This window comes from Dyadobacter bucti (genome assembly GCF_005869225.1).
GTDB lineage: Bacteria > Bacteroidota > Bacteroidia > Cytophagales > Spirosomataceae > Dyadobacter > Dyadobacter bucti.
Genome location: NZ_SWFP01000001.1, coordinates 173,561 through 187,841, shown reverse-complemented (window position 1 = coordinate 187,841; position 14,281 = coordinate 173,561). Strand labels below are relative to the sequence as shown.

The 14,281-nt window shown below is 45.8% G+C and carries 12 protein-coding genes; 4 read left to right on the top strand and 8 right to left on the bottom strand.

The features are described 5' to 3' along the window. Positions 1-7: 7 nt before the first annotated feature. Positions 8-1,312 (bottom strand): MFS transporter, encoded by a 1,305-nt coding sequence (locus FBF61_RS00745; RefSeq protein ID WP_138475214.1) that lies wholly within the window; start codon positions 1,310-1,312, stop codon positions 8-10. 172 nt (positions 1,313-1,484) lie between these two features. Next, complete coding sequence (gene surE, locus FBF61_RS00740) at positions 1,485-2,219, bottom strand: 5'/3'-nucleotidase SurE (RefSeq protein ID WP_138475212.1); 735 nt, start codon at positions 2,217-2,219, stop codon at positions 1,485-1,487. A gap of 84 nt (positions 2,220-2,303) precedes the next feature. Between surE and FBF61_RS00735 the strand changes: the two genes are divergently transcribed. From FBF61_RS00735 to FBF61_RS00720, 4 genes are all read left to right on the top strand, one after another. Next, positions 2,304-3,209, top strand: coding sequence for a diacylglycerol/lipid kinase family protein (locus FBF61_RS00735; protein WP_138475210.1), 906 nt, complete (start codon positions 2,304-2,306; stop codon positions 3,207-3,209). A gap of 153 nt (positions 3,210-3,362) precedes the next feature. Then, entirely contained in the window at positions 3,363-4,367 is a 1,005-nt protein-coding gene (locus FBF61_RS00730) for an NAD(P)/FAD-dependent oxidoreductase (RefSeq protein WP_138475208.1), read from the top strand. Positions 4,368-4,369: 2 nt separating this feature from the next. Then, entirely contained in the window at positions 4,370-4,693 is a 324-nt protein-coding gene (locus tag FBF61_RS00725) for a 2Fe-2S iron-sulfur cluster-binding protein (RefSeq protein ID WP_138475206.1), read from the top strand. A gap of 346 nt (positions 4,694-5,039) precedes the next feature. Continuing rightward, the gene (locus FBF61_RS00720; RefSeq protein ID WP_138475204.1) at positions 5,040-5,762 is read left to right on the top strand and encodes a proteasome-type protease; all 723 of its coding nucleotides are present in this window, start codon (positions 5,040-5,042) and stop codon (positions 5,760-5,762) included. Between the two features lie 51 nt (positions 5,763-5,813). On the opposite strand, the gene FBF61_RS00715 is transcribed toward FBF61_RS00720, so the two are convergent. The 6 genes from FBF61_RS00715 to pdxA all read right to left on the bottom strand — a co-directional run bounded on the left by FBF61_RS00715 (position 5,814) and on the right by pdxA (position 14,219). Beyond that, positions 5,814-8,057 (bottom strand): efflux RND transporter permease subunit, encoded by a 2,244-nt coding sequence (locus FBF61_RS00715; RefSeq protein WP_229214866.1) that lies wholly within the window; start codon positions 8,055-8,057, stop codon positions 5,814-5,816. A gap of 230 nt (positions 8,058-8,287) precedes the next feature. Then, entirely contained in the window at positions 8,288-9,472 is a 1,185-nt protein-coding gene (locus FBF61_RS00710) for a class I SAM-dependent methyltransferase (protein ID WP_138475200.1), read from the bottom strand. A 69-nt stretch (positions 9,473-9,541) separates the two neighbouring features. Continuing rightward, on the bottom strand, positions 9,542-11,386 hold the full coding sequence (locus FBF61_RS00705) for a tetratricopeptide repeat-containing sensor histidine kinase (RefSeq protein WP_229214865.1): 1,845 nt from the start codon (positions 11,384-11,386) through the stop codon (positions 9,542-9,544). A 143-nt stretch (positions 11,387-11,529) separates the two neighbouring features. Continuing rightward, positions 11,530-12,150 (bottom strand): DNA-3-methyladenine glycosylase, encoded by a 621-nt coding sequence (locus FBF61_RS00700; protein ID WP_138475198.1) that lies wholly within the window; start codon positions 12,148-12,150, stop codon positions 11,530-11,532. Between the two features lie 5 nt (positions 12,151-12,155). Continuing rightward, on the bottom strand, positions 12,156-13,043 hold the full coding sequence (locus tag FBF61_RS00695) for a YicC/YloC family endoribonuclease (protein ID WP_138475196.1): 888 nt from the start codon (positions 13,041-13,043) through the stop codon (positions 12,156-12,158). A gap of 69 nt (positions 13,044-13,112) precedes the next feature. After that, positions 13,113-14,219: a 4-hydroxythreonine-4-phosphate dehydrogenase PdxA gene (gene pdxA / locus FBF61_RS00690; protein ID WP_138475194.1), complete on the bottom strand. Its 1,107-nt coding sequence runs from the start codon at positions 14,217-14,219 to the stop codon at positions 13,113-13,115. Positions 14,220-14,281 lie beyond the last annotated feature (62 nt).

The following is a 14,281-nucleotide window of genomic DNA, read 5'->3' as shown; positions in this document are numbered from 1 at the left end:
TTCCCGCTTATTTCATTTCGTTTAACGAATCTTCAACAGGTTTCATGCGTGAAGTAAGGAATTGAATAATTGACCACGCGACAAAATAGGCCAGTCCGCAAATAATAAAGAGGATATTGTAACCAGCGCCAATGTTGCCCGCCGCTTTGTAATAATCCAGCAGAAAGCCTACCAGAAGCGGGAAAAGCGTAGAGCCGATGGATCCTGCCATGCCGCCGATACCTACCACGGAGCTTACCGCCCTTTTTGGAAAAATATCGGAAACGATGGTAAAAATATTCGCACTCCACGCCTGGTGGGCCGCAGTAGCAAGGCTGATAATACCTACAGCCACCCAGATATCCGTTGCAAACTGCGCGAGGATAATGGGCAGAACTGCAAATGCAACAATCAAAAGCGTCGTTTTTCTGGCACGTAATGGTGCCCAGCCACGACGGATCAGGTAGGATGATAAATATCCGCCGCCAATGCTGCCGAATGTAGTAGCGGTGTAAACAATGGCCAGGTGAAGGCTTGGCTTTTTAAGGTCGAGAGAGAATGTGGTTGCAAAATAGGAAGGCAGCCAGAACAGAAAAAACCACCAGATCGGATCGGTGAGCAGCTTGCCTACGATAAAAACCCAGGTCTGTTTCAACTGAAGCAGTTTGCCCCATTGGATTGGCTTTTCGTTTTCAGACGCCACTACTTCATTATCACTATGGATATATTCAAATTCTTCTTGGGTAACTTTTTTATGCCGCGACGGAATTTCATAAAATAACCACCAGAAAATCAGCCAGATAAATCCGAGCGCTCCGGTGATCAGAAATGCCTCCTGCCAGCCGTATGCGCCTAACAGCCAGGGCACGAGTATCGGGGCGGCTACCGCGCCAATGCTTGTGCCGGAGTTGAAGATCCCGGTGGCGAGCGCCCGTTCACGCTTGGGAAACCATTCCGCTGTAGCTTTTACCGCGGCAGGAAAGTTACCCGCCTCTCCCAAACCTAAAAGTGCGCGTACAGCACCAAAACCAAATGTGCTTTTGACAAAAGCGTGCAATATCGCGGCAATACTCCAGACAATAATGGAAATGGAATATCCCAGTTTGGAACCGATTTTGTCGATAAAGTTCCCGAAGATCACGTATCCCAGCGCATAGCAGCCGGCAAAAACCATTACAATATTAGCGTAGTCGGACTCGGACCAGTTAAATTCAATTTCAAGAGTGGGTTTGAGGAGACCCAGAATTTGCCTGTCGATGTAATTGATTGTGGTAGCAAAGAATAATAAAGCACAAATGACCCAACGATAATTGCCAGTTTTGGTTTGTTTCATAGTGAGGACTAAGGGGTTTCTCAGGATTCAGGATTAGTAAAAAACGCGTGTCTGGCAATAAGACTGTTTTTTTGCCATTCTACCCCTTAAATCAACGACAAAGACTTGAAACAAAAAATCCTGTCCTGAAACAAATGCTTCGTGCGGACAGGATGATCGCTGTTTTTTGAACTTACACAATTGGGTTAGCCAGCTGTGCTTTTACCAGTTCTGCCTCGTTGGTGAGGTCGAGCCGGAGTGGTGTGATGGATACAAAATTATTCTCGATTGCCCACCGGTCAGTCCCTTCTTCGGCTGCTTCCAGAGGCACTACGGTGAACCAGTAATGCTTTCTCCCCATCGGGTCCAGACCGGGGACAATCTTATTATCGTATAACCGCACCGATTGCCGGGTCCATCTTACGCCGAGCGGGTTATGCGGGAAATTCACATTGACCAGATTTAAGTGCGGATTGTTAAAAAGAAGTTCCAGGGCCTTTTCCACAAATGGGTCGAGGACATCGAAATCGGGCTCAACGTCAGTGGGCGTGCTCAGGGCAATTCCCTTGATGCCAAACAACACAGCCTGCTTGGCCGCAGCCAACGTGCCCGAATGCCACATGGCATTTCCCAGGTTGGGCCCCATGTTGATGCCCGACAACACCACGTCGGTTTTTTCCCACAGATGCTGTCCCAACGCCACGCAGTCGGCAGGTGTACCATTGACGCGGTACGCATCAATTCCACCGAAATCTACCGGGGATTTTTTATAGGAAAGTGGTCTCGAAGCGGTGATCGCATGCCCCATAGAAGATTGCTCGACATCGGGTGCCACAATTTTGACCTCGCCGAACCTTGCCGCAATTTTAGCAAGTGCAGCAATGCCGGGGCTGTATATTCCGTCGTCGTTTGTTACCAGGATTTTCATACGCAAATCATTTTTTCTGACCATTCTAATAAAATTATGCCTGGTATGTTTTTTATAAAAATCCGTATATCCCAAAAATAACCTATGAAAAAAGTACATCTGCTTCACAACCCGACAGCCGGGGACAATGATTTTTCTAAAAAGGAACTGGTTAAGCTGATCGAGAAGGAAAATTTTGAATGTATCTATACTTCCGTAAAAGAGGACGAATGGGATGCATTCCAAAATGATGCTGAATTTTTGGTCATTGCCGGTGGGGACGGCACTGTACGGCGGGTTGCAAAATCCCTCATGAAAAGGAAGCGGATCGAAAAACACTTTCCACTGGCGCTGTTGCCGCATGGTACGGCAAATAACATTTCCTGCTCTCTGGAAGTGGACGGGCAGATTCGGGACATCGTACGTTCCTGGCATAAAAGCGACCTCAAAAAATTTGATATCGGAAAGGTGCAGGGAATGAAGGACGACCTGTTTTTTCTGGAAGGCTTTGGCTACGGAGTTTTTCCCAAGCTGATCAAAACGATGAGTAAACTGGAAGAGGACCCTGAGGCAGATGTTAATGAAAAAATCCGGGCGGCAAGGACTGTTTTGCTCGATATTGTCCAGAATTATAAGGCCCGGGAATGTACCATTAAAGCCGACGGGAAGGATTATTCTGGTATGTATATTATGGTTGAGCTGTTAAATATCAGGTCAATAGGGCCTAATCTGGTATTGGCGCCGTCGGCGGATCCTGGTGACGGTGAACTGGATTTGGTGCTGGTATACGAAAAAGACCGCGGCAAACTGGAAACCTATCTGACTAATATGATCAACGGCGAAAACAAACCCTACAAATTCAATACGGTGCGGGCAAAAAGCTTTGAGATTCTTTGGGACGGAAAGGACCTGCATGCAGATGACGAACGCATCAAGCTCGATGACCCGATCGAAATCAAGATAGACGTCCAGCCGGATATGCTCGATTTTATGGTAATGAGTAAAAAGTAAACGCCGTTTCTTCAATAACTTTTGGTTATCACGGATAACATATAATGATTGGCGGCAGGCCCGGGAGAGGTCTACCTTTGATGCATCAAAATAAGAAAGAGCCTTTGGCCCCGGATTATTTGATGTATCATCCATCCAAAATTCTTTATAGTTATGATAACCACAGATATCTGCATTATCGGGGCTGGCCCGGTAGGGTTGTTTGCCGTATTCGAAGCAGGACTGCTCAAAATGCGCTGTCATCTGATCGACGCGCTACCTGTTATCGGCGGTCAGCTTGCTGAAATATATCCACAGAAACCAATTTACGATATTCCGGGTGCTCCGGGTATTATTGCCGAAGACCTGATCAAAAACCTCCTGATCCAGATTGAGGAGTTTAAGCCAGGCTTTACACTGGGTGAGCGCGTAGAAGCATTAAACAAGCTTGACGACGGAAGTTATTTGGTCAAAACCAATGAAGGCACCGAAGTGCATTGTCAGGTAGTGGTAATCGCCGCCGGCCTTGGCAGCTTTGAACCCCGTAAACCTGCCGTGGAAAAGCTTGAACATTTTGAGGGCAAAGGGGTACATTATATGGTTAAAAAGCCTGAGCAGTTTCGTAACCAGCACGTCGTACTTGCCGGTGGCGGTGACTCAGCCCTGGACTGGACGATCTTTCTGGCCGATATTGCTTCCCGGGTTACGCTGGTGCACCGGGGCGATACTTTCCGGGGTGCGCCGGATTCTGCCGAAAAGGTTTTTGAGCTAGCCGGAAAAGGCAAGATCGATCTCATTCTTCAGTCTCAGGTAAGCAGCCTCGGCGGGAATGGGGTACTGAAGGAAATTTCTATTCAGGCCAACGACAAAAGCATCCGTACAATCGCTACGGATCATTTTATCCCGCTTTTTGGGCTAAGTCCGAAACTGGGGCCGATTGCGGACTGGCAGTTGGGTGTAGAAAAGTCAGCCGTAATCGTCGACACAGCTGATTACTCCACCAATATCGAAAGGATCTACGCCATCGGTGACATCAACACATATCCCGGGAAATTGAAACTGATCCTCTGCGGGTTCCATGAGGCGGCAATTATGATGCAAAGCGCATTCAAATATGTATATCCCGACCAAAAGTTAAGTTTCAAATACACCACCGTGAACGGAGTCAATCCCTTTTAGCCATGATCAATATAACAGTTGAAAACCACGTTGGGGAGCGCCACCTGCTGGACGTACCCGAAGATATGGGCCTGAACCTGATGGAAGTTCTGAAGGCCTATGAATACGATATAATGGCCACCTGCGGGGGGATGGCTTTGTGTGCGACGTGCCACATTGAAATCCTCGAAGGGGCTGAAAAGCTGCCGGAATCGAACGATAGCGAGCTTGCTACCCTCGATACATTGCCGGACGCCGATATGAACAGCCGGCTTTCGTGCCAGCTTCGTCCCGACCAAAATATGGATGGACTGGTGATCCGGTTAAAAGCCTTCCATGAGGTGTAATTGAGAATTAGAATTTTGGAATAATAGTACATAAACCTTCGCCTGTTTTAACTGCGGAGGTTTTTAGTTTTCGGGCCAGCGGAACTACTAAAGATCCCGAAATTGTCTGTGAATATGTTATTAAGCTTTTATGGTATTGATGGATATCAATCTTTTTCTAATTAACTATTTGACTTACAGTATCTTAGTGAAATTATTTTAATCAACTTTCGATAAAATACTGAAGTATCCGGGTTAATTTTCATTCCTGAGTGCTCAATTTGGTACTTTTGCGGTCAATTAAAGTTGCAGTCAGGCAGGTTGTGGCGCTTGAAAAGCCTCTGTTTGATTTTAAATAATTACAAAAATGACTTATTGTTTAGGAATAAAAGTAAAGGAAGGATTGGTTGCACTGGCCGACACGCGTATTACCGCCGGCACCAACACCACAGTAAAAAAGAAAATGTATGTGACTCAAAAGGAGAATTATTCCCTTTTTATCATGACCAGCGGGCTTCGCTCTGTTCGTGACAAGGCGGTACATTATTTCGAGGAACTGCTCAACGATGGGGTAGTCTATAACAAACTATATAAGGCTGTCAATGCGTTCGGCGAGCAGATCAAGCGGGTAGCTGAAGAGGACAGGGCCACTCTGGAACGGGCCGGTTTTAAATTTAACCTCAATACCATAGTCGGTGGGCAGCTGAAGGATGATGCTGACCATAAATTGTTTTTGCTCTATTCGGAGGGAAACTGGGTAGAACTGGATGAAGGCTCACCCTATGTGATCATCGGAAATTCGGGCCAGGGAAAAGCGATCCTGAACAGGGTGTTGAATGAAGACTCAACCATGAAACAGGCACTTAAGGCTGGTTTCCTGTCTTTTGATTCTACCAGGGTGAGTAACAATGATGTTGATTTCCCGATTGACGTGGTACTTTATAAAAAGGACAGTTTTTCCATCGTAGAGCACCGTTACGAGCAAAAGGACCTGGCGCAGATTTCTGAAATATGGGCCGACAAACTTAAACAGGCGCTGGACGACATCCCGGAGGAATGGATGGACAAATCGTTTGATAAAATTCCGTAAACGATTTGTCCGGAAAAAAGCTCATCAGCGTTCGCTGGTGAGCTTTTTTCTTTAATCAGGTATTACATTCTTTCCCTGCCGTTTGGCGATCGACAAAAGCAGTGCCGGTAACAGAATGAGATTGGTACACATGGCTACCAGCAGGGTTATCGATACCATTACGCCCATAGCTGCCGTTCCTCCAAAACTGGAAGCGGAAAAGATTGAAAAACCGCAGAACAGGATTACAGCCGTGTAGATCATACTTAGGCCTGTACCATAAATGGATTGTGTTACTGCCTGTGAGGGATTCAGGCCCCGCTCATACAATTCCTGCCGGTACCTGGTAAGAAAGTAAACGGTTCCGTCGGAAGCAATACCGAATGTAATACTGAAAATAAGGATGGTAGTAGGTTTGAAATAGATCCCGAAATAGCCCATGATACCGGCAGTGAGCGCCAATGGAATGAGGCAGGGAAGTTTGGAAAGCAATATGATGGGAATAGACCGGAAAAGGACCATCCCGACAATCGCAATCAGTAAAATGGCGATCAGCAGACTTTCATACAGGTTACTCAGCAGATAATCATTACTTTTCAGGAAAACGAGGCTGTGGCCGGTGAGGCTGACCTTGTATTCTTTCGGGCTGAAAATAGAATCCACTTTCGGCCGGATCTGCTGCATCAGTTCCTTGATGCGCTCTGACCCTACATCGGCCATCTGAAAACTAACGCGTGTAACACTCTTATCTTCGTTCAGGAATGCATTCAGCTGTTTGGCTGCGCCCTGTTTTCCCTGCACATAGTTGGTCAGTTTATTCAGTTCGAGCACGCCCGGCAGCGCATAGTATTTGGCGTCTCCGCCCCGATAGGCCTGATAAAGGAAGCGAGAGGCTTCTACGACGGATACCGGCTTCGAAAATTCCGGGAATTTCGCCATTTCGGTTTGTAGCGCTTTTATTTTATACAGCACTTTTGCCTGATCAGCGAAAATACCATTGGGTTGTTTGGTATTGATCATTACTTCAAACGGCAAAACGCCGTTGAAGTTTTTTTCAAAAAAACGAAGATCGGTGTAAACCACATCCTTTTTAGGTAGGTCGTCCACGACATAACCAATAGTCCTGATCTTGGTCATTCCAAAAGCCGAAATGATGATCAGTAAAACCATCGATATGTAAATTTCCTTGCGACGGTTATGCACCAGATAATCAATTTTGCGTAGAAATCCGGCTGCCCATTTTCCTTCGAGGTGTTTGAGGTGCCGGGCTTTTGGCACACTCATGTAATGCAGTGTAATAGGAAGGAGCAGCAGGCAAAGTACATAAGTTACCATTACGCTGATGGCGGCAACCACTCCGAATTCCACAAGCAGGATGCTGTTTGTAAAATAAAATACACCAAACCCGATCGCGGTGGTCATGTTGGCCAGGAACGTTGATAATCCTATTTGCCGGATCATTTCCATTAAGGCCCTGTCCTTGTTCTGATGCGAAAGAAGCTCGGCCTGGTATTTGTTGATGAGGAAAACGCAGTTAGGTACGCCAATGACGATCAGCAGGGGAGGGATGAGCCCTGTGAGAGCGGTGATTTTGTATCCAAAAAGATGCAATGTCCCGACGGCAAATACCACGCCTATCAATACAACGACAATAGATAACAAAGTGAGCCTAAGCGAACGGAAAAATGCCCAGAGAATCAACAGGGTCACAAAAACAGCCAATACCATGAAAAGCTGCATTTCGCCGGAGATTTTTTTCATATTCACGGTGCGGATATATGGCATTCCGGAATAATGCAGATCGGTGTCGTACTTCACAGCGAATTCCTCGGCCATCGCTTCTATATCGCTCACAATCGTAAGGCGACGCTTGGAATTCAGTTCTTTATCGTTGAAAGTAACGACAATTAAAGTAGCATTGGTTTTGGAGTTAAGGACGAGACCTTCGTAAATGGGCAGGTTCGCGATCTCCTTCTTGAGGCTGTCAGCTTCGGTTTGTGTGGAGGGTATTTGTTTGATCACGGGCTCGAAATCAAACTGGTTAAGGCTGTCGTTTCTGACGACTCTGTAAACACTGGCGAGTGAAAGAACATTTTTTATACCCTCTGACTCTTTTATTTTTTGTGAAAGCTTGCACCAGTCCCTGAACTTATCGATCTCGAACATCTGCGGGTCCTGCCAGCCGATCACCATGACACTACCGTCTTCACCGAATAATTTGCGGAAATCCTGGTATTCTTTTTCTATGGGATCTGACGACGGCAGGATTCTGGCAAACTGATAGGAGAGCTCTATTTTGCTGGCTTGGTAAGCCATGAATACTGTTGATACAAATACTAATGCAACCCACATTAGCCGGTACCGGATAATGCAGGCGGCTATTTTATTCCACATATTATTCGATTGAGTTTTTCACAAAAGTTGCAAAGGTACGCACCATGATCGGGAATCAGCGTTTTTTGAAGGATTTATAACGTTTGGATATCATGTTACAAAAGCCGAGCCAATCCAAAAACTCCCCAGAATCAGCGTGGTAAGTCTGATTTTTAAATCCCGGAAATCTTCTCCAGGTGGTGGTACCCGATTCCGAAATATTCCTTGGCTTCTTTGATTTTTTTCAGTACGGCGTTCTTATCAATACTGTTGCGCGCGTCTTTTGTACCGACGATCATCACATTTTTGGGCGTATGTGCATCTGATATGAATTCAAAGACTTTGGTTTTGTATCCGAAATATTCAAGGATCAGCGCCCTGATACCATCCGTCACCATTTCCGCCTGCCGTTCCAGAAAAATACCGTGGCGGGTCAGGAAACTCAGGTCATTTATGGTTTTATTCTTTTCAATTTCCCGTCTGACTTGTTTGTGACAGCACGGGGCAACCACGATCAGCTCCGAACCGGCAGTTATTCCCTTATAAATCGCATCGTCGGTGGCTGTATCACAGGCGTGAAGGGCGATCAGGACGTCGGTACCTGCGCTGTCGTAATCTTCTATGGAGCCTTCCTTGAAGTCGAGATTCCCAAAACCTGCATTTTGGGCGATTTCATTGCAAAGCTCCACAAGGTCGGGGCGGTACTCAACTCCCGTTACGGAAGTATCCAGTTGCAGTACATTTTTCAGATAGTCGTACAAAGCAAATGTAAGGTAGCCTTTTCCGGAACCCATATCAACGACTCTCAGCGGTTTGCCCGCCGGGATTTCTTTAAGCAAAGGACTCAGAAGCTCGACATAATGGTTGATCTGCCGGTATTTGTCCTGCGCATTTTTGTAAACATTGCCCTGCTGATCGGTTATATTAAGTTCGGTCAGATATGCTTTATCACCCGACTGGATCAATCGTTTTTTTGCCTTATCATGCTCCGGCGCAGGAATACCTTTTAATTCGACGGTTTTCTTTTTAAGGGTTATCTTATTGTTTTTCAATATTTCAAATTGCAGTTCAAATGATAATGCAAAAAGCGTGGCAATGAAAAAGTCACCCTGAAGAAAAACATCCACGAGTTGCACCGCCTCCTCAAATGTGTAATTCTTGACGATATCCCTTGTCTTGTAGCGATAAGTGAAGCTGAGCTTTTCCTCTTTCTTGATCAGGGTCTTTTTGACATAAATATTTTTGAGGTTTTCTTCTTTTCCCTGATAGTTGCCCAGCGAGAGTTTGGCGAAGGTATTATTGTCGAGACTTGTTCTGAATTCGGAGATGAATTCGTGTAGCGGTCGTGTGATGTTCATTTTAAATTTATTGTCCTGAATATGTTAACGCCAAAATTTCCTATACAGTTTGGCGTCCCCGAAAAGTTGTCAGGAAATGGTTTTCGGGATTTCTATTTCAACCTTCATTCCCTTGGGCTCTTCCTGCAGGATCTTTATTTTTCCATGCAGGCTCTCGACCCTGCTTTTTACGTTGCGAAGCCCGATTCCCTGTCCGGATGGTTCCGCCATACCGTTTCCATTGTCGCTCACCACGAGATGAATACTCCTGGTATTTACGATGAGGTGGATGGAGCCCGCGGTTGCGCCGGAATGTTTGATAATGTTATTCGTAAGTTCAAGGACAATGCTGTAAAGCTCAAATTCAATTTTATTGTTCAGCCGGTCATCCAGTCCCGAAAGATTAAAGGCAAACTGGATATTCTTGTTCTCGTTCAGCTTGCCGATCAGGCGGTACAGCGCCATGACCAGTCCGTGTTCTTCCAGCTCGGCAGGCATTAGATTATGCGATAAGCTCCTTACCTCGCGGTATGCAGCTCCCACCATCTGATGGACGCTGTCATAGATTTTCTGTTCTTCCGGCGAAAGTACTTTTTTGTCGATCCCGTAGAGGTACCAGTTCAGTGACGCGAGTGTACCGCCGAGATGGTCGTGCAGTTCAGCGGCTACCCTTTTTCTTTCAAGTGTCTGGCCCTGGATCATTGCCTGCTGGATCTCAGCATTTTTGCGTCTCAGTTTTTTGTTGTTAAACCATAAGAATGCAGCAAAAGCAATAATGAGGCAGGAAAATCCGATCAGGAACTGCTGTACGGTTTGTTGCTCGTCAATGATCTTTTTCTGGATTTCGGAATTGATCAGTTCATTATCGTAAATAAGCTGGTACATGGTGTATTGCCTTTCCACATAACCGGTATGGATCATACGTCGGTTGTGATTTACTTTTTCCATAGCATTCAGCGCTTCTTCAAACATCTTCTTGCCCCTGTATCCTCTGGAGAGCGAGAGCAGGGCCCAATTGGTCTGCTGGGCGGAGTGGTAGATAAGGGATAAGTCCAGCGCCATCTGGCTGGTTTCTATACATTGATCGTAGTCACGGAGGTGGTAATAGATGTTTCCAAGGTCATTCAGCGCGTTCAGCTGTCCGTACCGGTTATCAATTTTCTTGAACAACTCGTAGGCCTCCCTGATCAATTTTTCGGCTGCCACGAACTCATCCTTTTTCGCATGCAAATATCCGCGGTTTCCCAGTACTGTGGCTTTTCCCCAGTCTGAGTTTATTTTATCAAAGAGCTTGTAAGCCTGGTCGTAATATTCCAATGCTTTCGGATATATCTTCTTGTCCCTGTAGCAATTGCCCATATTATCCAGACTCGTTGCGCGTGAGCTGTCTGCCGTGCTACCCAGATCTGCGAAAATCTTGATTGACTGTTCGTAGTTGATCCGTGCGGAATCCCAATGCCTGTATTCGGAATAACTTTCTGCCATGAACCGCTTGGCGTGGCCTGTGTAGAGGGGCTGGCCGAGGTTTCGCGATAAAGTTAAGCTTTCGTTGGACAGTTCACGCAGAATATCATAGCTTCCGTCAAATAGGTAATAAGTACTTAAAAGATTGTATGCCAATAATTTGCCTTTTCCCCACTGGTGTTTTTGCGATAAACGCAAGACGAATTTTGCGTAAAACATTGCACGTTCCGCATCCTGAAAAAGGTAGTCTGTAGCAAGCTTATTGTATTTGAGGATCAGGACGGTGTCTTCTGCAAAATTTTCCTGAGGCATAGCATCTACGACCCTGGCATCTTTTTGTCCAAGGTGTTCTTTTTCTTGTAAAGAGGTGCATCCACTTCCCACAACCAGGCATGCAATTGCCAAAAATATAGCCAATTTGCTAAAACCAACCATACGTTTCAGGACCAGGCCGGAGTTGCCTGAGCGCATACCGGTAAAAGTGAAGGTAATTCATTGAAGAGCGTTGAGTCATGATTTCCGCACTTCAAAGATAGAAAATCAATTCCAAAAGGTGCTTGTTAATTCGACACCTTATAGAATTTTATAAAGTATTTTTATGCTTTTGGCAGTTGCTACTTGCTAACGAAAAGATTATCCCGGACAGAAAAACGGTAGGGGAGGTCTTTCCCGACATTGATTCCGATTCTTTGGGAGATATTTATGTCGAACCCGCTGATTAATGGCTCTGCAATGTATAGCGGGCCCTGCGTAAAGTGCATATTGTTGTGGACTGATTTTTCTATACCCATTGCCTTCACGAGTTTGCCCGGGCCGCGACAGAGTTCTTTGAGACTGATATTCTTGGGGGATAACACTTCTTTCCCGGACCTGACGACCAGTTGACGGCGCATTTCCATCAGGTTCGCTCCGCTTGTTGGCTGAAGCGCTCTGATCAATACCGCTTCTCCAATGCCTTCCTTGTTGCTGACGACATTGACGCACTGGTACATTCCGTAGATCAGGTATACATAAACGGTTCCCGCGGCTGCATACATCGGCTCGGTCCTGGGCGTGCGGCGGTTGTAGGCGTGGCAGGCGGGATCGTCCGACAAATAAGCTTCTGTTTCGACAATAATGCCGCTTGTAGTTCCTTCCTGGCTCTCGTGTACCAGCTCGCAGCCCAGTAATTTTTGAGCAAGTGTAAGCGTATCGTATGCCTGATAGAATTCCTTGGGAAGCTTATTTGCCGGCATTCACCTTAAATGATATTCATGGTTTGTTCCTTGATCTTTTCCAGTTCGTCTTTCATGCGGACTACCAGGTGCTGAATGGACACATCATTCGCCTTGGAACCGATCGTATTGATTTCCCGTCCGATTTCCTGGGCAATGAAATTCAATTTTTTCCCGTTGCTTTCCGACGCTTTCAAGGTTTCGGAGAAATAGGTGAGGTGATTGGCCAGCCTGATTTTTTCTTCCGAAATATCGAATTTTTCCACATAATAGATCAGCTCCTGCTCAAACCGGTTCGTGTCAAAGTTGTCGTCTGACAATAATTCACGGACCTGTTTTTCAAGCCTTTCCCGCACTGCCGGTATCCTGAGTTTATCTTGTTCAATCACTTCGGCGAGCAGGTTTTCGATTGTTTTAATGTATTCTTCGAATTTATCGGCGGTCATCTTACCTTCCTGCTCCCTGAAAACAGTACATTTTCTGAGTGCTTCCATGACTGCTACCTTGATCTGTGTCCAGTCATTTTCCTTGCTTGAATCATCTACAGTTTCATTGTTGTAGGCATTTGGCATTTGAAGGGCTATCCGCAGTAATTCAGTGGGATCTGCTTCGAAATCCAACCCTTTGGAAGTGTCTGAAAGATCCCTGAAATATGCAGAAACCAACGCACGGTTTACGGAAGTGGAAGCTACTGTTTTGCCAATAGGCTGCACGGACAGCGTAAACTCCACTTTCCCTCTCTCAAGTGACTGGGTGATCAGGTTACGTATTTCGATTTCCCTTTCCGAGAAATTTCTGGGGATACGACAATAGATGTCCAGAAACTTGGAATTGAGCGTTTTAATTTCAACCGTTACATTGATTGAATCGGATTCGATGTTGGATACACCGTACCCGGTCATTGATTTTAGCATGTTGAATTTCTTTAATTCCTGTGATTATAAAATAGAAATGTAGGTCCCGCAAGTTGATTCGGGATCTGATCAGTTATATCTCTGTTTTCCTCCCGACTTGGCAGGGTGTTGACTTTCAGATGGTTGTGGTTTGGAGACCAACGCGTTCTGATTGATCTCCTGGTTGGTCTGGCGAAATTTTGAAACATCGCAAGCCAGATAAATGGCCTGTAAAAGTGAACCTGGTTCTGCGAGGTTTTTGCCGGCTATATTATAAGCTGTTCCGTGGTCCGGGGAGGTACGTACAGCTGACAGGCCAGCTGTAAAATTGACTCCTTCGTTGAAAGCAAGGGTTTTAAAAGGTATCAAGCCCTGGTCGTGGTACATCGCAAGTATAGCATCATACTGACGGTAAGTACCGGCTGCAAAAAAGCCGTCGGCGGGAAAAGGGCCAAAAACCAGGTTGCCTTTATCTTTAAAAGTCTGCAATACGGGTTTGATAATGTCAATCTCTTCGTTGCCGAGCAATCCGTTTTCTCCCGCGTGCGGGTTAAGGCCCAGCACCGCTACCCGAGGTTTTTTAATTCCGAAATCGTCCTTCAGCGATAGTATGATCTGATCAAGTTTCGCTGTCAGCTTTTCCGCGGTAATGTTGGCCCGTACGTGTTCCAGCGGTATGTGGCCGGTGAGAACTCCCACGCGCAGATCACCCGATACCATAAACATCAGCGCGTCTTCCTTTTTAAATTCCTGAGCCAGGTATTCTGTATGCCCGGGAAATTGGAAGGTTTCACTCTGGATGTTGTCCTTGTTGATCGGTCCGGTAACCAGGGCTTTTATTTTTCCTTCTTTTAAGTCCTCAACTGCACGTTTCAGGGATGCAAGCGATCCCTGGCCGGCCTCGGCTGTGATCTTTCCCGGATGGATCTCTGTTTGGTGATCGTGCCAGCAGGTGATCACATTTGTTAATTTATGATTGATCTGCTCTACCTTCTGGATCCCATGCAAAGTCCAGTCCTTCATTTCAAGAAGATTTCTGTATTGGTTCAAAACCCTCAGTGAACCATAAATGACGGGTGTGCAGAGTTTTGCTAACTGGTTTCCTTCCAGTGCTTTCAGGATAACTTCGGGGCCTATTCCGTTATAATCTCCAATCGTAATTCCTATTATGGGTTTATCGTTGATTTGATCGCTCATGTAGCTAAAATGATATTGTATCTGTTCTTCTGAGTATTTCTGTATTACTTTTGCGAAACTAT

Bases quoted from the DNA above. Each gene is read 5' to 3' on its own strand.
- FBF61_RS00700 (WP_138475198.1), bottom strand. From the start codon at position 12,150: ATGCCGGCAAATAAGCTTCCCAAGGAATTCTATCAGGCATACGATACG.
- FBF61_RS00735 (WP_138475210.1), top strand. From the start codon at position 2,304: ATGAAAAAAGTACATCTGCTTCACAACCCGACAGCCGGGGACAATGAT.
- FBF61_RS00745 (WP_138475214.1), bottom strand. From the start codon at position 1,312: ATGAAACAAACCAAAACTGGCAATTATCGTTGGGTCATTTGTGCTTTA.
- pdxA (WP_138475194.1), bottom strand. From the start codon at position 14,219: ATGAGCGATCAAATCAACGATAAACCCATAATAGGAATTACGATTGGA.
- FBF61_RS00725 (WP_138475206.1), top strand. From the start codon at position 4,370: ATGATCAATATAACAGTTGAAAACCACGTTGGGGAGCGCCACCTGCTG.
- surE (WP_138475212.1), bottom strand. From the start codon at position 2,219: ATGAAAATCCTGGTAACAAACGACGACGGAATATACAGCCCCGGCATT.
- FBF61_RS00705 (WP_229214865.1), bottom strand. From the start codon at position 11,386: ATGCGCTCAGGCAACTCCGGCCTGGTCCTGAAACGTATGGTTGGTTTT.
- FBF61_RS00715 (WP_229214866.1), bottom strand. From the start codon at position 8,057: ATGGCTTACCAAGCCAGCAAAATAGAGCTCTCCTATCAGTTTGCCAGA.
- FBF61_RS00730 (WP_138475208.1), top strand. From the start codon at position 3,363: ATGATAACCACAGATATCTGCATTATCGGGGCTGGCCCGGTAGGGTTG.
- FBF61_RS00710 (WP_138475200.1), bottom strand. From the start codon at position 9,472: ATGAACATCACACGACCGCTACACGAATTCATCTCCGAATTCAGAACA.
- FBF61_RS00720 (WP_138475204.1), top strand. From the start codon at position 5,040: ATGACTTATTGTTTAGGAATAAAAGTAAAGGAAGGATTGGTTGCACTG.
- FBF61_RS00695 (WP_138475196.1), bottom strand. From the start codon at position 13,043: ATGCTAAAATCAATGACCGGGTACGGTGTATCCAACATCGAATCCGAT.